The 23,312-nt window shown below is 63.0% G+C and carries 19 protein-coding genes; 7 read left to right on the top strand and 12 right to left on the bottom strand.

From position 1 onward, the window contains the following. Nucleotides 1–157: 157 nt before the first annotated feature. Both PQQ96_RS34220 and PQQ96_RS34225 read left to right on the top strand, forming a co-directional pair. Nucleotides 158–2,509: a UvrD-helicase domain-containing protein gene (locus PQQ96_RS34220; RefSeq protein ID WP_408300761.1), complete on the top strand. Its 2,352-nt coding sequence runs from the start codon at nt 158–160 to the stop codon at nt 2,507–2,509. Next, a complete protein-coding gene (locus PQQ96_RS34225; RefSeq protein ID WP_408300724.1) occupies nt 2,506–3,282 on the top strand; it encodes a 5'-methylthioadenosine/adenosylhomocysteine nucleosidase in 777 nt (258 codons plus the stop codon). Before PQQ96_RS34220 ends, PQQ96_RS34225 begins: the two co-directional genes overlap by 4 nt. Nucleotides 3,283–3,399: 117 nt before the next feature. Here the strand turns inward: PQQ96_RS34225 and PQQ96_RS34230 are convergent, their stop codons facing one another. Beyond that, nucleotides 3,400–5,304, bottom strand: coding sequence for a propionate--CoA ligase (locus tag PQQ96_RS34230; RefSeq protein WP_408300726.1), 1,905 nt, complete (start codon nt 5,302–5,304; stop codon nt 3,400–3,402). A 202-nt stretch (nt 5,305–5,506) separates the two neighbouring features. After that, a complete protein-coding gene (locus PQQ96_RS34235; protein ID WP_408300728.1) occupies nt 5,507–6,775 on the bottom strand; it encodes an MFS transporter in 1,269 nt (422 codons plus the stop codon). 523 nt (nt 6,776–7,298) lie between these two features. Between PQQ96_RS34235 and PQQ96_RS34240 the strand changes: the two genes are divergently transcribed. Together PQQ96_RS34240 and PQQ96_RS34245 are read left to right on the top strand one after the other, a co-directional pair. Further along, on the top strand, nt 7,299–8,978 hold the full coding sequence (locus PQQ96_RS34240; protein ID WP_408300730.1) for a methyl-accepting chemotaxis protein: 1,680 nt from the start codon (nt 7,299–7,301) through the stop codon (nt 8,976–8,978). A 126-nt stretch (nt 8,979–9,104) separates the two neighbouring features. Beyond that, a complete protein-coding gene (locus PQQ96_RS34245; protein ID WP_408300732.1) occupies nt 9,105–9,902 on the top strand; it encodes a glycosyltransferase family 2 protein in 798 nt (265 codons plus the stop codon). Nucleotides 9,903–10,183: 281 nt separating this feature from the next. Here the strand turns inward: PQQ96_RS34245 and PQQ96_RS34250 are convergent, their stop codons facing one another. Genes PQQ96_RS34250 through PQQ96_RS34265 form a run of 4 tightly spaced genes read right to left on the bottom strand, consistent with a single transcriptional unit; the run spans nt 10,184 to nt 15,200 of the window. Beyond that, nucleotides 10,184–11,044: an efflux RND transporter periplasmic adaptor subunit gene (locus PQQ96_RS34250; protein WP_408300734.1), complete on the bottom strand. Its 861-nt coding sequence runs from the start codon at nt 11,042–11,044 to the stop codon at nt 10,184–10,186. Nucleotides 11,045–11,057: 13 nt separating this feature from the next. Further along, complete coding sequence (locus tag PQQ96_RS34255) at nt 11,058–11,258, bottom strand: DUF1656 domain-containing protein (RefSeq protein WP_179733202.1); 201 nt, start codon at nt 11,256–11,258, stop codon at nt 11,058–11,060. After that, a complete protein-coding gene (locus PQQ96_RS34260) occupies nt 11,248–13,458 on the bottom strand; it encodes an FUSC family protein (protein WP_408300736.1) in 2,211 nt (736 codons plus the stop codon). Before PQQ96_RS34260 ends, PQQ96_RS34255 begins: the two co-directional genes overlap by 11 nt. A gap of 11 nt (nt 13,459–13,469) precedes the next feature. Further along, entirely contained in the window at nt 13,470–15,200 is a 1,731-nt protein-coding gene (locus tag PQQ96_RS34265; RefSeq protein ID WP_408300738.1) for an efflux transporter outer membrane subunit, read from the bottom strand. A gap of 222 nt (nt 15,201–15,422) precedes the next feature. Here PQQ96_RS34265 and PQQ96_RS34270 point away from each other — a divergent pair, with 222 nt between their 5' ends. Both PQQ96_RS34270 and PQQ96_RS34275 read left to right on the top strand, forming a co-directional pair. Then, nucleotides 15,423–16,361, top strand: a complete 939-nt coding sequence (locus PQQ96_RS34270; RefSeq protein WP_408300740.1) for a LysR family transcriptional regulator — start codon at nt 15,423–15,425, stop codon at nt 16,359–16,361. Nucleotides 16,362–16,589: 228 nt separating this feature from the next. Further along, nucleotides 16,590–16,748, top strand: coding sequence for a hypothetical protein (locus tag PQQ96_RS34275; protein WP_408300742.1), 159 nt, complete (start codon nt 16,590–16,592; stop codon nt 16,746–16,748). A 133-nt stretch (nt 16,749–16,881) separates the two neighbouring features. Here the strand turns inward: PQQ96_RS34275 and PQQ96_RS34280 are convergent, their stop codons facing one another. The 5 genes from PQQ96_RS34280 to wrbA form a co-directional block, all read right to left on the bottom strand. Then, nucleotides 16,882–17,601 (bottom strand): SOS response-associated peptidase, encoded by a 720-nt coding sequence (locus PQQ96_RS34280; RefSeq protein ID WP_408300744.1) that lies wholly within the window; start codon nt 17,599–17,601, stop codon nt 16,882–16,884. A gap of 197 nt (nt 17,602–17,798) precedes the next feature. Further along, a complete protein-coding gene (locus PQQ96_RS34285; protein ID WP_408300746.1) occupies nt 17,799–18,605 on the bottom strand; it encodes a metallophosphoesterase in 807 nt (268 codons plus the stop codon). Between the two features lie 51 nt (nt 18,606–18,656). After that, entirely contained in the window at nt 18,657–20,075 is a 1,419-nt protein-coding gene (locus PQQ96_RS34290; protein WP_408300748.1) for an FAD-binding oxidoreductase, read from the bottom strand. A gap of 50 nt (nt 20,076–20,125) precedes the next feature. Next, nucleotides 20,126–20,584: a DUF2069 domain-containing protein gene (locus PQQ96_RS34295; RefSeq protein WP_408300763.1), complete on the bottom strand. Its 459-nt coding sequence runs from the start codon at nt 20,582–20,584 to the stop codon at nt 20,126–20,128. A 107-nt stretch (nt 20,585–20,691) separates the two neighbouring features. Next, nucleotides 20,692–21,294: an NAD(P)H:quinone oxidoreductase gene (gene wrbA, locus PQQ96_RS34300; protein WP_408300750.1), complete on the bottom strand. Its 603-nt coding sequence runs from the start codon at nt 21,292–21,294 to the stop codon at nt 20,692–20,694. A gap of 120 nt (nt 21,295–21,414) precedes the next feature. On the opposite strand from wrbA, the gene PQQ96_RS34305 reads away from it, so the two are divergent. Beyond that, the gene (locus PQQ96_RS34305) at nt 21,415–22,728 is read left to right on the top strand and encodes a YihY family inner membrane protein (protein WP_408300752.1); all 1,314 of its coding nucleotides are present in this window, start codon (nt 21,415–21,417) and stop codon (nt 22,726–22,728) included. A 76-nt stretch (nt 22,729–22,804) separates the two neighbouring features. Here the strand turns inward: PQQ96_RS34305 and PQQ96_RS34310 are convergent, their stop codons facing one another. Beyond that, on the bottom strand, nt 22,805–23,125 hold the full coding sequence (locus PQQ96_RS34310) for an Mpo1-like protein (protein ID WP_074282753.1): 321 nt from the start codon (nt 23,123–23,125) through the stop codon (nt 22,805–22,807). Between the last annotated feature and the right edge of the window lie 187 nt (nt 23,126–23,312).

A 23,312-nucleotide genomic window follows, 5' to 3' on the forward strand; every position in this document is an offset into this window, starting at 1 on the left:
AGCACACAGAGAGAAAGCGCCAAGCAGGCAAACAGCTCAAGCAAAGCCCAACGCCGCAGGCAACCAGAAAAAAGCGCCGCGCAGGCAAAAACCCCCAAAAAAACCCCAACCCCGGAGGGGCATATAATGTCGGACGCACTTGCCGTCCTCCCAAAAAATGCCCGATCTGCTAGCCAATCTAAACCCCGAACAACACGCCGCCGTCACGCTCCCCAATGAGCCGGCGCTCATCCTTGCCGGCGCGGGCAGCGGCAAAACCCGCGTCCTCATCACCCGGATCGCATGGCTCATCCAGCACGGCCTGGCGTCGCCCGCCACCATCCTGGCGGTGACCTTCACCAATAAAGCCGCCCGCGAAATGATGTCGCGTCTTTCGGCACTCTTGCCGATCGACACGCGAGGCATGTGGATCGGCACCTTCCACGGCCTGTGCAACCGGATGCTCCGCGCGCATCATCGCGACGCCGGCCTGCCCGCCACCTTCCAGATCCTCGATACCGCCGACCAGCTCTCCGCGATCAAGCGTCTGATGAAGGGCCTTAACATCGACGATGAAAAGTACCCAGCGAAAAATCTCCAGTACTTCATCAACAATTCCAAAGAACAAGGCCTGCGGCCGAAAGACGTCGACGCCACCGACAACTTCAACCGCAAATTCGTCGAACTCTACGAAGCCTACGACCAACAGTGCCAGCGCGAAGGTGTTGTCGACTTTCCGGAACTGCTGCTGCGCTGCTTTGAACTGCTGGCGCACAATCCGCCGCTGCGCGCCCACTATCAGGCGCGCTTCAGGCACATTCTCGTCGACGAGTTCCAGGACACCAACAAGCTGCAATATGCGTGGCTGAAGATGCTGGCCGGGCAGACCAACTCGATTTTCGCGGTCGGCGACGACGATCAGTCGATCTACGCCTTCCGCGGTGCGAATGTCGGCAACATGCGCGACTTCGAACACGAGTTCAACGTCCGGCACATGATCAAGCTCGAGCAGAACTACCGCTCGCACGGCCATATTCTCGACGCGGCCAATCAGTTGATCGCCAATAACTCGCGGCGGCTGGGCAAGAATCTGCGTACCGACGCGGGGCACGGCGAACCGGTGCGCGTCTATGAGTCCGCCACCGATACGCAGGAAGCCGGCTGGATCGTCGAGGAAATCAAGGCGCTCATCAGCACCGGCACGTCGCGCAGCGAAGTCGCGATCCTGTATCGCAGCAACGCGCAGTCGCGCACGATCGAACATACGCTGGTCAATGCGGGTATCGCGTACAAGGTGTACGGCGGTCTGCGTTTTTTCGAGCGTCAGGAAGTCAAACACGCGCTCGCCTATCTGCGCCTGATCGACAATCCGAACGACGACACCGCGTTCGCCCGCGTCGTCAATTTCCCCACGCGCGGTATTGGGGCACGCTCGATCGAGCAACTCGCTGATGCGGCGCGTCTGTACAACTGCTCGATGGCCGCCGCGATTCCGTATGTCGCGGGTAAGGCGGGGTCGAGCCTCGCCGGCTTCGCGAACCTGATCGGCAAGATGCGCGCGGAAACGCAGCAGATGAGCCTGCCGGAAACGGTCGAATACGTGGTCCGCACGAGTGGTCTCACGGAGTTCTATCAGAACGAACGCGAAGGCCAGGACCGGCTGGAGAACTTGCAGGAACTGGTCAACGCGGCTGCCGCGTTCGTCAGCGAAGAAGGCTACGGCATGGATACGCCGGCGCGCTCGATTCCGCTGCGCCCCGGTGCGACCGCGGCGCCCGAGTTGGCCGTCGCGACCGACGATCCGAATACCGTCGTGTTTGACGCGCCCGACATCGCCGATCCGGCGCAAAATCCCGACACGATGACACCGCTCGCCGGTTTCCTGTCGCACGCATCGCTGGAAGCGGGCGACAACCAGGCGCAAGCCGGTCAGGAAGCGGTGCAGCTGATGACGGTGCACGCGGCCAAGGGCCTCGAGTTCACGGCGGTGTTTATCACCGGGCTCGAAGAAGGGCTGTTCCCGCATGAAAACAGCGCGATGGAGTCGGACGGGCTGGAAGAAGAGCGCCGTCTGATGTACGTGGCGATCACGCGGGCAAAGGAGCGTTTGTACCTGTCGTTTGCGCAGAGCCGGATGCTGCACGGCCAGACGCGCTACAACATCCGCTCGCGCTTCTTCGACGAACTGCCGCAAGAAACCCTCAAGTGGCTCACGCCGAAGGTCGAGGCGGGCGCGCGTTGGGGCGGCCGCTCGGATAACGCCGGTTATGGTCGTGACTGGTTCGCGCGACCGGGCTACACGGGTCCTTCGTCGTCGACGCCGGCGCCGTTGCCGGCTTTTGCGAACGAACAGCGCGCGGCTGAAACGGGTTTTCGCGTCGGCCAGCAGGTGTTCCACACCAAGTTTGGAGAAGGCACGATCACGGCGCTGGAAGGCGGTGGCACGGATGCCAAGGCCCAGGTCAAATTCAAGCGGCACGGCGAGAAGTGGCTGGCGCTGGCGGTCGCCAAATTGCAGGCGGTCGAATGAGCGCCTCTACCTCGCATCGTCCGCTTGGCATTCTGGCGGCCTTGCCGCAGGAACTCGGCGATCTGATCGAAGCGATGCGTGCCGAATCCGGCGTACGCACTATCACCCACGGTCAGCGTGACTATCACCTCGGCACCGTACACGGCGCGCCATGCGTCGTGACACTGGCGCGCGTCGGCAAAGTCGCGGCGGCGGCCACCGTCAGCGCCTTGATCCATGCGTTCGATGTCGAGGCGGTCGTGTTCACGGGCGTCGCGGGTGGAGTGGGGACGGAGGTGCGGGTCGGCGATATCGTCGTCGCCAACGCGCTGATGCAGCACGATCTCGACGCGTCGCCACTGTTTCCGCGGTTCGAAGTGCCTTTGCTCGGCGTGTCACGTTTTACCGCCAATGCGGCGCTTGCCGATCAACTGGCCGCGGCCTGCGAGCGTTTTGTCGCTGAAGAGGGCGCCGCGTCGGCTGCGCGCTTCGGCACGCGCGAGCCGCGCGTCCATCGCGGCTTGATCATCAGCGGAGATCAGTTCGTCGCGAGTGCAACGGGCGTCAAAGCCTTGCGCGATGCGCTGCCGGATGCGCTCGCTGTCGAGATGGAAGGCGCAGCGATCGCGCAGGTCTGTTACGAGTACGGTGTGCCGTGCGCGGTGGTGCGCACCATCTCCGACACCGCCGACGATCACGCGCCGCAATCGTTCGTATCGTTTCTGACGGAGATCGCAGGGACATATTCGAATGCGATCTTGACGCGGTTTCTGGAGGCGCGCCGGGTGGCGTGACATGCTCGACGCTTGGGCGCGCGGGGTGTTGGTCAGCCGGCCGATAGCATGCAATCCAAACCGGCGGCAGCGTACGAGTGTGCTGCCCGTTCACGGCGCGATCGGCCTCGCCGATCGCTAGTGCTTCGGTAAATCTCCCAACGCCTCACGCACCTGCTGCAATGCCGCCGGATCTTCGATAGTCGGCAAATCGCCCGGTTCGCGTCCCTCGGCCAGCGCTGCAATCGCGCGGCGCAGCAGCTTGCCCGAACGCGTCTTCGGCAGCATCGACACCACCACCACACGCGCCGGCCGCGCAATCGCGCCGAGCTGGCGGTCGACCGTCGCGGTGAGTTCGGCTTCCAGCCTGGCTCTTGCCTTGTCATCCGCATAAGCTTGCGCGTCGCGCAGCACCACGAAGGCCATTGCCGCCTGACCTTTCACCGCATCCGTCACGCCGACGACCGCCACTTCCGCGACCGCCGCATGGCTCGACAGCGCTTCCTCGATCTCGCGTGTGCCGAGCCGATGGCCGGCGACGTTGATCACGTCGTCGGTGCGGCCGAGGATCGTCACGTAACCGTCTTCGTCCTGAATACCCCAGTCGAAGGTCGAGTAGGCCTGCTGGTTCGGAATGCTCGACCAGTACGTGCTGACAAAGCGCGTGTCGTCGCCCCATACCGTCGACATGCAGCCCGGCGGCAGCGGATAGCCCAGCGTGAGTACGCCTTTTTCGCCTGGCGGGCAGGGCTCGCCGGTCAGTTCGTTACGCAAGGTCAGATTGAAACCGGCCGACGGCACGCCCGGCGAGCCTAGCTTGGTGGGCAGCGCTTCGACGCCGCGCGGAATCGCCAGCATCGGCCAGCCGGTTTCGGTCTGCCAGTAGTTGTCGATCACGGGCTTGCCAAGCGCGTCGGTAATCCATGCCGCGGTCGGTTCGTCGAGCGGCTCGCCGGCGAGGAACAGCGTGCGCAGGCTCGATAGATTGGCTTTCTTCAGCAGCGCCGGGTCCTGCTTTTTCAGCACGCGCAATGCGGTCGGCGCGGTAAACATGATATTGATCTTGTGCTGTTCGACGAGACGCCACCAGATGCCGCCGTCCGGGCGGATCGGCGTGCCTTCGTACATCACCGTCGTGAGCCCCGCGATTAGCGGCGCGTAGACGATGTAGCTGTGGCCGACCACCCAGCCCACGTCCGATGCGGTGAACATCGTGTCGCCGGGCTTGCCCTGAAAGATGTGTTCCATCGATGCCGCCAGCGCCACCGCATAGCCGCCGACGTCGCGCTGCACGCCCTTCGGTTTGCCGGTGGTGCCCGACGTGTATAGGACATACGAAGGTTCGTTCGATTCGAGCCATTCGCACGGCACATGGGCGTCGAAAAATTGCTCGCGCAGCGGCTCGTAGGCGACCAGATAGCTCGCGTTCAGCCGCTCGGGTGCAAGTTGCCGGTCGATCAGCAGCACATGCGGAGTCTTGTGGGTCGCGCGGGCGAGTGCTTCGTCCACCAGCGGCGTGTAGTCGATCACTTTGCCGCCGCGCGCGCCGGCATCGGCGGTGACGATCAGCGCGGGTTTGGCATCGTCGATGCGAGCCGCCAGGTTGGGCGCCGCGAAGCCGCCGAACACCACCGAATGAATCGCGCCGAGCCGCGCGCATGCCAGCATGGCGAACAGCGCCTCGGGGATCATCGGCAGATAGAGCAGCACGACGTCGCCACGCTTGACGCCCAGAGAACGCATCACCGCGGCCATCCGGTTGATTTCGGCGTACAGCTCGGCGTAGGTGTAGCGCCGCTCGATACCGGTTTCCGTCGACACGTAGATCAGCGCATTCTGCTGCGGACGCTCGGCCATATGCCGGTCCACCGCGTTGTGACACAGGTTCGTTCGGCCGCCGACGAACCAGCGCGCGAACGGTGGATTTGAGCGGTCGAGCACGGTATCGAACGGCGTCTGCCAATGAATCCGCCGCGCCTCATCGCGCCAGAATTCCTCGGGTTGCTCGATCGAACGGCGGTGGAAGTCGCGGTAGCTTGGCATCGGCGGCGATCCTTCTGCTGCGTGAGTGAACGGATGTCGAGTCGTACGGCGGTTAGCCGCGGCGAGAGAGCAGTACGACCATCCGCACAAGCATAGAGCAGGCGCTGCCCTGCGGACAACGCGGGTTCACCATGAGCGGGGGACGCCCCAAAGAAAAAGGCGCCGTAGCGCCTTTTTCTTCATGCAACCCGAAGCGACCCCATCACGCTTTCGCGCGCTTGCCTTCGACGTTCGGCAGGAACACCGTCAGCATGCCGATCAGCGGCAGGAACGAGCAGACCTTGTACACGTAGGTGATGCTGGTGGCGTCGGCCAATTGCCCGAGTACGGCCGCGCCGACCCCGCCCATACCGAACGCGAAACCGAAGAAGAGGCCCGCGACCATCCCCACCTTGCCGGGAATCAACTCCTGCGCATAGACGAGGATCGCCGAGAACGCCGAGGCCAGCACGATACCGATGATCACTGTCAGCACGCCGGTCCAGAAGAGGTTGGCGTACGGCAGCAGCAGCGTGAACGGCGCGACGCCGAGGATCGACACCCAGATCACATATTTGCGGCCGATCCTGTCGCCGATCGGGCCACCGATCACCGTGCCGGCCGCGACTGCCGCGAGGAACACGAACAGGTGGATCTGCGCGGCCTGCACTGGCAGATGGAACTTGTCGATCAGATAGAAGGTGAAGTAGCTGTTGATGCTGGCCAGGTAGAAGTACTTCGAGAACACCAGCAGCATCAGCACACCCATCGCGAACATGACCTGGTTGCGCGACAGTGTCGCGTGACCAGTCTGGCTGCGCGCCTTTTTCACCGCCGGATGAGCCTTGTACCAGCGGCTGATTTGCGTGAGCACGACGATCGCGACAAGCGCCGCCACCGAGAACCACGCGATGCTGCGCTGGCCGTGCGGAATCACGATCAACGCGGCGAGCAGCGGCCCGAGCGACGAACCCGCATTGCCGCCCACCTGGAACAGCGACTGTGCCAGACCGTGACGGCCGCCCGAGGCCATGCGTGCCACCCGCGACGATTCCGGATGGAACACCGACGAGCCGCAGCCGACCAGCGCGGCCGCCACCAGCAGTACGCCGAAACTCGGCGCGACCGACATCAGCAGCAGGCCGGCAAGCGTGAAGCCCATGCCGACGGGCAACGAATACGGCTTCGGATGCTTGTCGGTATAGCTGCCGACGATCGGCTGCAGCAGCGACGCCGTGATCTGGTAGGTCAGCGTAATCAGACCAATCTGCCCGAACGACAGCGAAAAGTTGTCTTTCAGCATTGGGTAGATCGCCAGAATCAACGACTGGATCATGTCGTTGAGCAGATGCGAGAAGCTGATCGCACCCAGCACGGAGTAGACCGTGCGCTGGACTTTAGCGGCCGGCTGCGCGGCAGCGGCAGGGTTGGCAGAACCCGCGGGAGAGGCTGAGGCGCCGGCGAGGGCGCTTTTTTCGAGGCTCGTTTCCATACGCTAGATGAGAAAGAAGAGAGGGGTAAGGGGTCATCGATTAAAGCTGCTGGCGGGTCGTTGTTCTTCGCGTCGTTCTTCGTATTCGCCTGCCTGTTTGATATCTGCGGCATTTCGACGCAGCATCCGGCGTTGTCAGCTATTTGTCGAAGTTTAATGTGGCTTCGATGAATTGTAAGGACAAGTTTTGTCGCGAATCGGACACTTGTTGGCGTGTCCGGGTGTCGCGGATGCGCCTGGATCGGGAAACTGGCGCACCGCGGCGGTGCTTTGGGCGAGTGTGTTGCCATTTCCACGCGCGCCCGGCAAGTCGTCCGATAAAAGCGGTTTGGGGATTTTTGGCCGTGTATAAAACGGTCGCGGGCGCGAAGCTTACAAAGTGACGCGTCGAGGACCGGGCACGACGGTCGGCATGACGCGAGCGGCGTTAAAGATCGCAGACGTTTATGCCGTAGACCCGGAGAGATAAGCACTAATGCCGGAACCGACCTTTCCGGCAGTTCGATACGTGGGGACGAGGAATATGAAAGCAGTGTCGCTGGCCGGCCAGACGGGCGCGGGGTTCGTACCGGAAGGGGAAGTGGCGGGCAAACCGTCGCCATCGCGTGGCCAGAGCAGCCGCTCGCGTGCCGTGCGGCTCAAGGGCTTGTCGGTGAAGGCCATGTTGCGGCTTGCGTTTGCGGTGCTGCTGATCGGCACGCTCGCGATCGGCGTGTTTTCGCTGACCCAGATCAGTCGCCTGAACGCCTCCGCGCAATCGATTTACGACCAGGGCCACGTTGCCAGCCGCGCTGCCGAAGAAGCACGCGGTCACATGCTGCGCGCGAGCCGCGCGCAAAAGATGCTGCTGACCGCAACGACCGCGAAGGAACGCGACGATCTCGGCGCCGACATCGACAAGGGGTTGAGTGGTCTCGCCACGGAGCTCGGCACACTGCAACAGTACGTCGACACGTCCGACGCGGGGGCCGTCGACCAGCAGAAGAAATTCGCCGCTGCCGTCGCGGTGTGGAGCGGCCATTTGCGTGATTTTGTGACGCTGGTGAAAGCGCAGCCGCTCGACTTGTCGCAGATGAACTGGCAGGTCGGCACGCAGGATGTATCGCTGCTGGTCGAGACCGGCAAGCTCGAAAAACTCGTCGACGAACTCGTTGCGCAACGCGGCACGGCCGCCAAGGCGACGATTGAGGCGTCGGGTTTTATTTTCCATTCGTCGTTCGTGATGATCGCGGTGATGACGGTCGCGCTGATCGCTCTGGCGTTTGGCATAAGCGAGTGGGTGGTGCGACGCCTTGCTGGCCAGCTCGGCGGCGAGCCGGCGTACGCAAAGGAAATTGCCAGCCGGATCGCGGCGGGCGATCTGTCGAATCAGATCGCGCTGGGCCGCAAGGACAAGTCGAGCATGCTGTACGCGCTGCACGACATGCAGAGTGGCCTTGCAACGACGGTGTCCGACATTGCTTCCAGTGCGGACGCGATTGCGACCGCGTCGGGCGAGATCTCGATGGGTAATCTGGACTTATCGCAGCGTACCGAGCACCAGGCGATGGCGCTCGAGCGGACCGCGAGCAGCATGGAGCAATTGACCTCGACGGTTCGGCAGAACGCCGACAACGCGAAGCAGGCGAGCACGCTGGCCAACAACGCTTCGGAGATTGCCGAGAAGGGCGGCGACGTGGTGAGCCGCGTGGTTGCGACGATGAACGAGATCAACGATAGCGCGCGGAGCATTGGCGACATCATTGGCGTGATCGAGGGGATTGCATTCCAGACCAACATTCTCGCGTTGAACGCCGCGGTTGAAGCTGCGCGAGCGGGCGAGGAGGGCCGCGGTTTCTCGGTGGTCGCAGCGGAAGTGCGCAATCTCGCGCAGCGCAGCGCGGCCGCTGCCAAGGAGATCAAAGGCTTGATCAGTACGTCGGTTGAGCGCGTGAGCAATGGATCGACATTGGCCCAGGATGCGGGGCAGACCATGGATGAAGTGGTCAAGGCGGTGAAGCGCGTGACTGACATCATGGGAGAGATTTCGGCGGCCTCGTCCGAGCAGAGCGCGGGGATTGAGGAGATCAACCTTGCGGTGACGCAGATGGATTCGGGCACACAGCAGAATGCCGCGTTGGTGGAGCAGGCCACAGCGGCCGCCAGATCACTGGATGACCAGGCACGCGGCCTGAAGCAGATGGTTGGAAAGTTCAGGCTGTAAGCTTTACGGTGAATGCCTGACTGCTTTGGCTGTTAAGTGAGTGTCTTGGGTAATCGGTAATTGAGATGGGGGTAGGTGGGTTGCAAAATATAATCCGCGCCTCCGCCAATATTACCGAGAACCCTCATGCGCGTCGCCGTCATTAGCGCCTACTATAAAGAGCCGCGTCACATTCTGCGGAGATGCCACGAAAGCGTCCTTGCGCAATCTGGTGACGTGACTCACTTTATGGTCGCCGATGGATTTCCTGACGCTGAGGTCGATAGCTGGGAGGGCGTGGTCCACATCAAGATTCCCAATCACGCCGACTATGGGGATACCCCTCGCGGTGTCGGCGCCGCCTGTGCGTCCGCCAGTGGATTTGATGCCATCTGTTTCCTGGACGCCGACAATTGGTACGAGCCAAACCATATTGAAACGATGCGCATGACTGTCGAGAAGACTGGTGTGCAAGTCGTCACGATGGCGCGAACACTCATCACCGCCGACGGTCGCGTGCTCGGCACATGTACGGAGTCCAACGGTGTCAATTTCAACGACACAAACTGTTTTTTTCTGACGCGCGCGGCCTTTCCCGCATGCGCGGCGTGGCTCTTCAAAGACGCGTCCCAAAGTGCTGTCGGCGACAGAATATTCTGGAAAGCCGTACAATCCGGCGGCTACACGCGTACCCACTTGAGCACGCCGACCGTCAACTACGTGAGCTCGCACGCATTCCACTACGAGATGTTCGGAGAAATCCCGCCCGACGATTCAAAGGTCATTTTGCTGCTCGCGAACCAACAGGCGCAGATGCTCAGTTACGCGCAGTACAACCGATGGATGATGGAGAAAGCTACCGCTAGCGATCGTGCGCGCACAGGATTCGTGGCGGCAGCCGGAAACGCTTCGGTTGCCGAGGACCAGGAAAACACCTCTAGCTGAAGCACCGCGTCGGCGCGCGCAGCGCCGCCGGAAGAATGACGCCCGTGTCACTGACGCTGAATGTGCGAGAACACAGATTCCAGATGCACCACTACCGCGACTGTGCGGGGGCCCGCTTATGAGCTAGCGGGGTGAGCCGCTTTCTTTGCTTATCTTTCTTTGCGGCGGCAAAGAAAGTAAGTGCCGCCCCGCACAGGGGCAACACTAATAGACCACTAAGAACACAAGGAAAGGCCAACGCCGCAGGCAAACAGACAAAGCGCCGCGCAGGCAAAAACACCTTAGCTTGGCTTAACAACAACAGTACAAGTAATCCCAGCAGCCAACACAACCCCCTCCGGCACAGAATCAATCTTCACCCGCACGGGCACACGCTGCGCCAACCTCACCCAATTAAAAGTAGGATTCACATCAGCCAGCAGCTCGCGGCTTTCAGGATTATCCCGATCATAAATCCCACGAGAAATACTCTCGACATGCCCCTGCAGCGTACCCCCACTCATCAACCGAACTTCAGCCTTATCACCGATACGAACATGAGGAAGCTTAGTCTCCTCAAAATACCCATAAACCCAGAACGAGTGACTATCGACAATAGCCAGCTTGGCTGAGCCAGCCGTAGCATAATCGCCCCGAAACACATTCAGGTTAGTAACATAACCATCAACCGGCGACACGACGCGAGTCCGCTCAAGATTCAACTTCGCAGCGTCGAGCGCAGCCAGCGCTTGCTGATAAGAAGCCTCAGCAGCCGACGCAGTATGAGTCGCATTCTCACGACTCTCCTTGGACACAACCAAAGCATCCATATCCGCCCGCCGCTGCGCATCATCCCGCTTCATCTGCAACTCGGCCTTGCGCGCAGCCACAGCAGCTTCCGCCTGCTCAACAGCAATCTGATAGTGCGAAGGATCGATCTGCATCAACAGATCGCCTTTCTTGACCAGTTGATTGTCCTTAACAGGCAAATCAACCACCGCGCCGGAAACATCAGGCGCCACATTCACAATTTCAGCGCGCACGCGCCCATCACGTGTCCACGGGGCATCCATGTAATGAACCCACAACACGCGCCCAATCAAAATCGCGACGATAAAAATAATGGCTGTCGCGACGAAGCCAACAATATTTCGGATAGTCATGTTTCGACTCTGATCAACGATAAACGGCGAGACTCAGCACGCCGCACACACACACGAGCAAGCTGGCCCGGAACAGGGATGGATGCCACACCACGCGATACAGGCCCGTATAGGCAATCACGCGGTCCAACACCCAGGTAAGCGCGGCGCCCGCGATAAACAGCAGCACGATGGCCGGTACGTAGGCGTCGAAAACGGCGATATCACGTGGCATGACGAACTCCTTCTGACGCGTTGGCAGGTCCGCTCATCAACGGTTCAAGCGGCGATTGCGGATCGAGCAGCGCGGTACGAATGAAATGCAGTTGACTCAGAATGCGTTGCAGTTGATGCCGCTCCTCGCGCGGTGGCGTGAAGGTCGCCAGCATCTGTTGAGCGGCGGCAATCGCATCAGTAGTGGCGGCGAGCGCGCGGTCGAAGCGGTCCGCGCTCGGCCGTTCGAAAAGCGCGGTCAGCGCGTCGCACATCGCACGCACGGTGACGCGCCATGGCATCGACTTCGCGTAGCGTGCGTCGCGAGGCAGCGCCGCCACTTCGCGGCGCAGGTCGATCACCGCGTTACCCACTTCGAGCACCGAGAAGAGCCAGCGCAAAGTGTCGCGTTTGAGCTCGGGTTCGTTCTGCGCGAGCGCGTTAATCTGGAACATCAGATCGCGTGCACCGCTCTCGAAGCGCGAACGCACCCGGCGCATGCCCGCACGGCTCGCCAGCGCGACCTGGCGGCGCAGGTCCATCAGCAGGCGGTTGCGCAGCCACGGCGTCGAAGGCGGCAGCAGCACGGCAAACGCAACCGCGCACACCAGCATCGACAGCACCAGCGCGATCGCATCGTTAATGGTGCCGCTCGGATCGTAGTGAATCAGGTTGTCCGGGCCGGCCAGGAAACAGAAGAAGATGCAGTAGCCGACGCCGTAGCCGGCCAGCGCGGGGCGCGTCGTCATGAATACGCCGAGCAGCAGGAACGGCGTGAGCGCGGCGCACAGCAGCGGAAAGCCGTCGATGTGCGGATACACGCCGTACACCGCGATCATGCCCATCACCGAGGCGACCAGCGTGCCGGCCGCCATCTGGAATGCCGTGCGCTTCGGATCCGGCGATGACGATGCCAGCGCGCACACCGCCGCGGCGTCCAGCGTCAAGGTCGAGCCGCTCGGCCACGCGGTGGCGATCCAGAATGCGCCGAGCACCATCATGACGATGGCCGCCCGCAAACCGGCGACACCGGCGGCGATCGCATTGGTCTTCGGTTCGTAACGCTCGATCCAGCGCTCACGCTGGTGCGTGTCGACGGCAAGCGACGCATAAGTGGCCGCGTACGCGTGCAGATCGTCGATGAAGCGGTACAGCAGTTCTGCGCCAGTGTCGAAGTCGAGCAGCGGTGCGTCCGGCTGCGTTTCCAGTGCGGCGCGTGTCGAGCGCACCCGCTTGGGCAGTTCTGCTCTGTACGCATCCAGTTGCGCCGCAGCGTGAGCGGCGTCCGCTGCGCTCAGCACTGGTTCACCGGACTTCGCGAGCAACGGGGCGATTTCCTTGAAGTACGGTTCCAGCGCATCGACCGCGACTCTCGCGCCGCTCGTGTTCGCATCGCGCAACCGGTTCATCAACTGATGCAAGGCGTGAAAGCGCGTCGACGCGGTCATGAACTCGCTGTTCAGACGCGCCAGACGGCCACCGCGCATCCGCGAATCGGGGCCTTCGAACACGGCGACGCTGCGTGCCGCTTCGAAACCGACGATATCGGCGACAAAGCGCGCATTCGTGGCTTCGATCTGCACGCGGTCGTTGCGGCCGGCGAGCGACGCCGACACATATTCGACGAACGCCGAGAAACGCGCCCGCACGGTGCCACGCATCTGCAAGCCGGCGAATTGCGGGAACACCAGCCCGCTGACCGCGCCTGCGCAGACGATGCCGACCACCACTTCGGCGACCCGCGTCAGCGCGCTCAAAAACGCGCCATCCGGATGCTGTGAGGCGGGAATACCGATCAGCGCGGCGGTATAGCCGGCCAGCACGAAACCGTACGACTTGAAGTTGCGATTGCGCGCGGCACCGGCGGTGCAGATGCCGACCCAGATCGCGGTCGACGCGATGAACAGTTCCGGCTGCTGCGCGAACAGGCCGATCAGCGCAAGCATCACGACGAGGCCCACCAGCGTGCCGCAGATCCGGTAGAAGCTCTTGGCGAACACCATTCCGCTTTGCGGCTGCATCACGATGAACACGGTGGTCATCGCCGTGCGCGGCTGCGGCAGGTCGAGTTTCATCGCGATGCCGAGCGCGAGGAAGCAGGCGGCCAGCGCTTTGAACAGATAGACCCACGTGAGACCGTCGGTGCGCGCCCAGTCGGCCGCGGCGGCGTAGAGCGCGGCAAACGATGCTGGGCGCGAGGCGGGAGAGGGGGAGGCTGACATGGTCGGCCTCCTTACTCAGCCGCTGCTGCGGCGGCGGACGGGCGAGACGCGGTAGCCGCAGCGCTCATGCCGGTGTCGCTCGCACGTTTGGCAGTCGCGCTCGACGGTCTTGCCGCAGAGGCTGCCGGGCTCTGTACTTGTACCGTGGAGGCAGCGGGTGCGGGGTTATCCACATGACTCGCCGAACCGTCCTGCGTCGGCGCGTCCGAAGGTTTGGCCGCAGCTGCCGCGCCTGCCGCCGGCTGGCTCTTGCCCTTCGCATGCGCCGGCAGCGTCTCGTTCGCCTGCGGACCATTGGCCGGTTCGTCGAGCCCACCACCCAAAGCCGTGACCAGCGAGGCATGCGCGCCCAGCCGCTCGGCCTGAATCTTCGCGACGCCTTCCTGCGCGCGCAGCAACTGGCTTTGCGCGATCAGGACATTCAGATAGTCGGTCAAACCGCGCCGATAGCCTTCGCGCGCGAGGTCGTAGTTCTTACGAGCCGCTGCGACCGAACGGTCGGCGTCCTGCGCCTGGGTCGCGAGCGAACGGATCCGGATCACCTGATCGGAAATGTCTTTCAGCGCGCCGACGATCGACTGGTTATAGCGATCGACCGCTTCGTCGTATCCAGCCGACGCCGCGCCGAGTTGCGAGCGCAGACGCCCGCCGTCCAGGATCGGCAGCGACAGCGCCGGACCCGCGCTCCAGCTATGCGACGGGTCTTTCAGGAACTGGAACAGCGGGCCCATTGCCGCATACCCGCCGATCGACGCCAGCAGGTTAATGTCCGGATAGAAGCTGGCCTTGGCGACGTCGATGCCGCGCGCTTGGGCCGCGACCGTCCAGCGCGCCGCGACCACGTCCGGCCGATGGCCGATCAGATCCGCGGGCAGGGCGCTCGGCAGACCGGCAGGTGCGGTGTCGAGCGAGAGCGTCGGGCGCTGGATCGTGTCGCCCGCGCCTGGACCCTTGCCGGCCAGTGCGGCCAACTGATTGCGGCCGAGGGCGATCTTTTCTTCGATCGCATCGATCTGGCGTTCGTATTCCGGCATCGGCGTTTCGGCCTGGCTCACTTCGAGCTGGGTGCCGATGCCGCCTTTCAGACGGCGGTTCGCGAGGTCAACGATCTGCTGCTGTTGCTCCAGCGTGGATTTGGCGATATCGAGCAGCGCGTAGTTCAGCGACAGTTCGATATACGCGCGGACCACGTTGCCTTCCAGTTCGAGCTGGGCGGCGCGGAAGTCCGCTGCGCTGGCATGGGCGGCGTCGAGCGCGCGTTCGGCGGCGTTCTTGTCCTTGCCCCAGATATCGAGGTTGTAGGAGAGGCCCAGCGTGCCGGTGTTATTCCACGACTGCTCGCCCGCGAGCGGGCCTGGGCCGTAATAGACGTTGTCGGCCCATTTCTGACGCTGGATCGACAGGCTGCCGTTGACTTGCGGCGACAGCGCCGAACGGGCGACGCCTGCCATCCACACGGCTTCGCGCACGCGCGCCTGGGCGACGGCAAGACTCGGATTGCCCGACTGCGCGGCTTCGACCCATTCATTGAGTTGCGGATCGTTATAGGCGCGCCACCAGTCGGCGGCCGGCCATTGGGCGTCTGCGTTGGCGGCGCGGATGGCGTTGCCTGCATCGAGCGAGGAGGGCTCGATTCCGCGGTCTTGCGGCGCGATGCCTCCGGTACTGGCACAGCCGGCGATTGTTAATAGGATCGTAAGAACCGCGGCTGCAGCGATCCCTTTCTGTACCGGAGACTGCACGATTTCCTCCAAATTTGACTATAGAAGCATGTGCGTCATTATATTTTTTGATTGATTGGGGAATAACCGGTAAAGATGCAAGGCATTTTTACGGATTGTGAGACAATCGCCTTTGCGAATCGTGTAACAATCGCTCCCGATCACGAGCAACTTTATTGCAATCATGTTGCATGGGGCCGGAGTAAGCGTTAAAGCGCGAACTCCGGATCGACAGGAAAAGGTATGGATACGCTTCAAAACATGCGCGTATTTGTCCGCGTCGTCGAAGCGGGCAGCTTTACGGGTGCCGCGCAGCACCTGAACACGACCACGGCGTATGCGTCGCGCGCGGTTTCCGATCTGGAAGCACACCTGCGCACGCGCCTGCTGAACCGCACCACGCGCCGTATCGCGCTGACCGAGGCGGGTGAGCGCTATCTGCAACGCTGCGAACAGATCCTCGCTTACGTGGATCAGGCGGAAGCGGAGGCCAGCGACGCCCACGCGCGCCCGTCCGGCAAACTCAAGGTCCACGCGATGACGAGCTTCGGCCAGCACTATGTGGTGCCGGCGGTGGGTCGCTATCAGGAGCGCTATCCGGACGTGCATGTCGAATTGACGCTCGCGCAGCGCATGCCCGATCTGCTCGACGAGGGTTTCGACGTGTCGCTGACACTGGCAACCGGTTTGCCGGATTCGGGGCTGGTGTCGCAGCGGCTGGGCAGCGCGTTCAGCGTTGTATGCGCGTCGCCGGCCTATCTGGAGCGGCACGGCGTGCCCCAAACGCCTTCTGACCTCGCGCGCCACACGTGTCTGCAAATGGTGACGCCGGTATTTCCGACTGACAAATGGATCTTTGACGGCCCGAACGGTGAGGAAACCATCGCCCTCGGCCCGGCCACCTTCCAGGTGAATGTCGCCGAAGCGATGGCGGTCGCGGCGTGCAACGGCATGGGGGTCGGACTGATTCCCCTGTACTCGGCGATCAGCGGCTTACGTAGTGGTGAACTCGTGTGGCTGTTGCCGGAATACACATCGCAGGAAATGAATCTGTATGCGCTGTATCCGTCCCGGCAGTATCTGGACGCGAAAATTCGTACCTGGGTCGAATTCCTGCGCGACGAACTGCCCGCCACGCTGGCCGTCGATCAGGAAGAATTGCGCCAGTTCGCGCGTAGCTGAAGCCGCATCATGCGGGCGGTTGACCATTGTTGACAGTTCCAGGTCAATGCGGCGCGGCAAGCTGTTACAAAAGTGCCGCGACGCAACATTTCCTTACTTCTGCGTCGCGGTCGATTTGCTAACGTGTGGTTCATACGCTGCCGCATTCAGCCGGACGCGTTCAATTCGCCGCCGTTCGGCAAATCGCAACAACCGCAATAACTGCAACAATTGAAGGACGAGGAATTCATGGATACGCATCTGATGATCGGCGTGGCCGTTATGTTGGGACTGATCGGAATCGCCGCATCGCGCGATTTGCTGCGCCGCCTGCGCGACCAGCAGCCGCAATTGGTGCCGATCAAGGTCGAGCGCCCTGAATTGCAAGGGCAACGGCGCGATCGTTGAGGCTCGGCCGCCCGCCGCCGGGTTGCCGGCTGTGTGTCGATTGACCTTGTTGTTGTATTTTTTTATGTGTCTTGCGCGTTACCGCGCGGTTGCGGGCTGGCCGCCGGCCAGTTTCGATCCGCGCCCGAGACGTTCAGAGCAGCGCTTCGATCAGACCCGGCTCGTCATTGAGCGTGCGGTCTACTTCCGGGCTCACCCGGTGCCAGCGAAACCGCGCGGCTGGCAGGCAGGCGCTCCGTGCGAGCTGCTCGAGCTCATCAAGCTTCAGGGTCGGATCCAGCCAGCGGCGCGCCGCCTCCGGCGCGAATACCAGAGGGCGGCGTCCATGCACGTCGATCAGGCCCGCGTCTGCAGTGGCCGTCACGATCACCAATCCCATGCCTTCCGTTTGCGGTTCGGTACCGCGTACGCTCGATAGGGCCGCGAGGTACATCGGGGCGTTGCTTTTCAGATGCACGAAGTAGGGCTGGCGGACCGTTGCGCTGGCGTCCTCCGTGTTATCCCCGCTTGATGTTCCGGGCGCCGCTTCCATGCGCCATTCGAACCAGCCGTCCGCCGGCACCAACACCCTTCCAGTTTTCCATAGATCTTCGAAGTAGCGCGTATGCGGCGCGGTTTCGGCGCGCGCGTTGATCGTCTGCGGCAGATGCTGCTCGCGCGCCCAACCCGGGCAGTAACCCCAGTGAATCGCGTGCAGCGTTTGGTCTGGGTAAATCGCGAGCGGGTGGGTGCCCGGCGCAAGGTTGTAGCCGGGGCGGCGGTCGGCGGCGTCGAACAGCATGAGCGGATCGGCGAAGCCAAGCTGCCGTGCGTACAGATGCGGATCGCGGTATTGGCTGATTCGACCACACATGAATGACCTCCGGAGATCACCGGACTGACGGGTTTCACCGATTCGAGCTATTCGTGCGATTTGGCGCGGCGCCGATGTGCCAACACGCCAACACCAACGTGCCATCACCGATGCACCGGCAAGACCCGAACCCGACGACAACAGCAGCGTAGTGCCTGGCGCCTTGCCGCGCTACCCCGATCGGCCCCAAGCCGACGCTATATCTCGACGACTTTATCCCACGCAAACAGCGGGTTCTCCAGCTGACGGGTGCGCCGGTCGAGATAGCCGCGTGGATTGCAGACCACGCGCGTGCCGTTCACGGTGTAATCGAACGGTGTATGCGTATGCCCATGAATCCACAGCGCAACGGGCGAGCGCACCAGTTCCGGCAAATGATTGACGAAACCGGCCGACGCACGGTCTTCCGCGTAGCGCTCGGCCAGACTCAGCCGATGCGGCGCGTGATGGGTGACGACGATCGTCTTGCCGTCGAACGGCCTGGCCAGCTCGTGTTCGAGCCAGGCGCGGGCCTGCCGGTGCAGCGCGAGGGAATCGTCAGGGGTGAAGTCGCGCGGCGAGTCCTGCGTATCGTGCGGCCAGTTCATCTGGATCAGGCCGCGGAAGTCGAGCATCACGCGGCGCGATGCGGCGATGGACTCGGCGAGCGTGTCAGGATCCGCGCCGTATAGCGTGAAGTCGGTCCACAAGGTGGCGCCGAGCACGCGCCAGCGGCCCTGCGGGTCGACCAGCGTGGCATTGTTCAGCACATGCACGTTGTCGACTTGCGCGGCTGCGTCGTAGAGGGCCGCGTCGAGCGCGCCGAATTCGCCGTCGTAGTACTCGTGATTGCCGGGCACGTAGACCACCGGCACGGCGCCGTCGAAGGTTTGCGCGGCCCAGCGCGGGCCGGCCGCGTGATTGTGGATGTCGCCGGCCAGCACGATCAGATCCGCGTGCGCATGCGGGATCAGCTCGGGCTCGTCGTTCTCCAGATGCAGATCGGACAGCACTCGAATCTTCACGGCGACGGCTCCTGCAATGGCCCTCGCACCCAATGGCGAGGGCTTCAAACCCTAGCGTAGCACCTTGCCCGGATTCATCAGGTTCAGCGGGTCGAGCGCGTGTTTGACGGCACGCATCAGCTGTACTTCGACATCCTGCTTGTAATGCATCGCCTCGTCGATTTTCAACTGGCCGAGGCCGTGTTCCGCGCTGATGCTGCCGCGATGCCGGTGCACGCTGTCGTAGACGAGCTGGTTGATCGGGTTTTGCCAGGTCTCGAGGAACGCCTTCGCGTCGACACCCTCGGGCGCCTGCACGTTGTAATGCAGATTGCCGTCGCCGAGATGCCCGAACGTCACCATGCGTACGCCCGGCACGGCTTGAGCGATCGCCGCGTCGGTTTCCTCGATGAAGTGGCCGATGCGCGAAATCGGCACCGCGATATCGTGCTTGATGTTCAGGCCTTCTTCAGCCTGCGCGAGCGGGATGTGCTCGCGCAGATTCCAGAACGCCCGCGACTGCGTGAGGTTTTCCGCGACCACGGCGTCTTCGACCAGGCCTTCTTCGAGCGCGGTTTCCATCAGACGCTCGAACAGTCCGCGTGCATGCTCCTCGCTCTCGCTGTCCGACAGTTCCAACAGAACGACCTGGGCGTGCGGTTCGGCGAACGGATAGCGCATCTGCTCGAAATGCCGGCCCACCAGCCGCAGACAGAAATCCGACATCAGTTCGAAGCCGGTCAGAAGCGGCCCGGCGACGCGCTGTGTGAGCGACAGGAAATCGAGCGCTGCATGCGGCGACGCGAGCGCGGCGAGCGCCGTGACGCGCGCGGCGGGCTGCGGATGCAGCTTGAGCACAGCGGCGGTGATGATGCCAAGTGTGCCTTCGGCGCCGATGAACAGATCGCGCAGGTCGTAACCGGTGTTGTCCTTGCGCAGTCCACGCAGCCCGTCCCACAGTTCGCCTTGCGGCGTGACCACTTCCAGGCCCAGGCACAGCTCGCGCGTGTTGCCGTAGCGCAGCACGCCGGTGCCGCCTGCGTTGGTGGCGAGATTGCCGCCGATCGTGCAACTGCCTTCCGCGGCGAGGCTCAGGGGGAACAGGCGGCCGGCTTCCCCGGCGTGTCTCTGCACTTCGGCGAGGATGACGCCGGCTTCGACGGTGATCGTGCTGTTGTGCGGATCGATGTCGCGCACGCGGTTCAGACGCCGCAGACTGATGACCGCCTGCGCGCCGCTTGCATCCGGCGTGGCGCCGCCGGCCAGACCGGTGTTGCCGCCTTGTGGCACCAGCGCGATGCGATGTTCGACGGCGAGTTTGACGAGCGCCGCGACTTCGTCAGGCGTGGCCGGGCAGAGCACCGCGCAGGCTGCGCCGACGTAGCGGCGGCGCCAGTCGGTGAGGTAGGGGGCGGTATCGTGCGGGTCGGTCAGTACCTGGACGGCGCCGATGGCGTCGCGGCAAGCGCTCAGGAAGGCGGCTTGGGTCATATTGGTCGGTCAGGATGTTCGGCGGATAGGCTACGCGGAAAGCGTTGTTCTCATCGTGCGCTTCCCTCGGCCTGCTCGGCGTTCTGCTTTGCATTCTCTTTTGCGGCCTGCTTCGCCGCCTGCTTTGCTGCCTGTTTGGCCGCGCGCTTGAACGGTGCGACGTACGCGAGCGTGCAGACGAAGAAAACTACAGCGAGCGTGGTTTCTAGCCAGCCGAGGCGCGCGCTCAGGCCACGGTCGCTCCAGCCGCGGACGATGCCCTCGGCAAAATACAGCAGGATCAGCATCGACGCCCATTGCAGCGTGTAAAGCCGATGCCGCCATACGCCGGGCAGGGCGAGCAGCAGTGGCACGGCCTTGAGCACCAGCGCCGAGCCGCCCGGGCGCAGTGGCGCGAGCCACCATTCCCACGCGACGGACAGCACGATCAGCGCGAGCAAGGCAGCGGTGGCGCCGAAAGCGGCGGCGCGTTTTTGCTGCACGGGCATGGCGGTTGCGTTCATGGGCATGTTCGTTGCGGAATCCTCTGTCGACGAGCCGGCTTGCTGCGCGTTGCGACCGCTCACCGACAGCGTGGCATTCGAGTCGTTCGCGGCTTTTGGCGCATCCGGTTCGTTCACGGGCGCTCGCTCATGGACGCCGCCGTGCGGGCAACGCGTGCACCGAGGGCAATCGCAAGCGTCTTTTCGTCGGCGGAGATACCCTGTTCGGCCGTGCCCGCGCGTGCGAAATGCGACGCGCCATAGGGTGTGCCGCCGGTTTGCGTGGTGGAGAGCGCGCTCTCGGTGTACGGAATGCCAACGATCAGCATGCCGTGATGCAGTAGCGGCAGCATCATGGATAGCAGCGTGGACTCCTGGCCGCCATGCAAACTGCCGGTGGACGTAAACACACAAGCCGGCTTGCCGGACAGCGCGCCCGAAAGCCATTGCGGGGTAGTACCGTCGAGAAAATATTTCAGCGACGCGGCCATGTTGCCGAAGCGGGTGGGCGAGCCGAGCGCAAGACCCGCGCATTCTTCGAGGTCGCGCAGTTCGGCGTAGGGCGGTCCTTCAGCGGGAATATCCGGCTGGGTCGCTTCGCAGACGGTGGAAACGGCCGGCACGGTGCGCACGCGCGCCTGCATGCCGGGAACGCTGTCGACGCCGTGCGCGATCGCCAGCGCAAGCTCGCGCGTGGCGCCGTGACGGCTGTAATAGAGCACGAGAATGTCTTTCATAGGCCTCATCGGTGAACGGGTATTATAGGGGTTGGGTCCGCTGCACAGGCCATCCATAGCCATTCGGCCAGGCCTCGCGCACTGTCCTGAAACACCGATTGAAGAGGCAAGGAGGTGGGTTTGTTGTCCAGGGTGCGTTTCGATCTCGACACGCTCAAACGGCTCGCGCAGTTTGCCGCGCAGCGTAGTAGCGAAGACCGTATTCCCCAGGTGGCCGGCAGTCTGACGTTCACCACCATGCTCGCGCTCGTGCCGCTTGCCACTGTCGCGTTTGCGCTCTTCACCGCGTTTCCGATTTTCGGCTCGTTTCAGATGTCGCTGCAGATTTTCCTGTCCGACCACCTGATGCCTGCGGCGCTCAACAGTCAGATTTTCAATTATCTGAATCAGTTCGCGTCGAAGGCCAAGGGCCTCACCACGATCGGCATGATTTTTCTGTTCGTCACCGCCGTCATGACGATGATGACCGTCGAATCCGCTTTCAACGTGATCTGGCGGGTGCGCAAGGCGCGGCCGATCGCGCAGCGCATTCTGGTCTATTGGGCGATCATCACGCTCGGTCCGATTCTGATCGGCGTGAGCCTGTCGATGTCGTCCTATCTGTTCACGCGGTCCATGGCGTTCACGGCCGCCCAGCATATTACGCCGGTGATCGACTGGGCGCTGACTGGCGCCGTGCTGCCATTGACGGCGCTCGCCTTCACGATGCTTTACGTGTTTCTGCCGAACTGCCGGGTGGAATGGCGCGACGCGGTGATCGGCGGTGTCGCTGCCGCGATCGCGTTCGAACTCGCCAAGCGTGGCTTTGGCTATTACGTGCGCCGGATTCCCACCTATACCGCGGTGTACGGTGCATTTGCCGCCGTGCCGCTATTCCTGCTGTGGATGTATCTATGCTGGTTCATTGCGCTGGCCGGCGCAATGATCGCGTCAGCGCTGCCGGCGATCCGCATTGGCCAGTTTCACCGGCCGACCTTCGACGGGAGCAATCTGTTCGATTCGCTTGAACTCATCGCGCGGCTCTCGGAAGCACGCGATGCGGGCAAGCGCGGCTGCACAGTCCCGGAACTCTCGCGTATGCTTCGCCGCGATATGGACACCACGGTCCACCTGCTGCAAAAGCTTGAGGAGATCGAGTGGATCGCGCGCTTGCAGGACGACGACACGCGTCCGCACTTCCTGCTGCTGGCTAATCCAGCGCAGATCACAGTCGAGCGTCTGTTCGATCTGTTCGTGATCGACCGCGCTGAACTTGAATATCAGCTTGAACTGAACTCTACGCGCGTGGATGGCCCGATGCTTCTGGCAGCGCTGGAAAACGACAAGCTGAAAGTGACGCTCGCCGCGCTGCTGGCGGCGCGTGCCGCCGCGCGGGCAGCGCGCGCCCAGGAAAGCGAGCAGGGCACTTCTTCAATGCCGCATCAGGCTGCGTGAGCAGGCTGCCCGAGCAGGCCGCCTGAGCAGGCCGCCTGAGCAGGCCGCCTGAAGCGGCGGCAAAGCTAAAGCTGAACTACAGCGAAATCTTCCCGACGCAGATGTCCTTGAACATCACCCAGTCGCCCATCAGGCTATAAAGCGGATGCCGGAAGGTAGCCGGCCGGTTCTTCTCGAAGAAGAAATGCCCGACCCAGGCGAAGCCATAGCCGCAGATCACGGCAGCCGGCAACCATAGCCAGTCGCCGGTGGCGAGCGCCATGGCGAGGCAGCCGATCACGCCGAGCGAACCCACGAAATGCAGTCGCCGCGATACCGTGTTGCGATGCTCGCTCAGGTAGTACGGGTAGAACTCCGCGAAACTCGCGAAGTGATCGGTGTGCGCGGTATGAGCCATCACGGCCTCCGAATGTCGACGCTACTCGATTCCGTGCCCGTCGCTCCCAGGTTGCTTCGCCGCGCGTCCACATGCATCGCGCGCGCTCGAAACAGGACAGGCTTGGCCCATTGTGCGGCTATCGGGCGAGGCGCGCAACCTGGCCATTCGGCCGATGGCGAGCCTCTGCCTGCGTGGGTATCGTGAC

It is taken from the genome of Paraburkholderia sediminicola, from assembly GCF_046027825.1.
In the GTDB taxonomy this organism is placed as follows: Bacteria; Pseudomonadota; Gammaproteobacteria; order Burkholderiales; family Burkholderiaceae; genus Paraburkholderia; species Paraburkholderia sediminicola_D.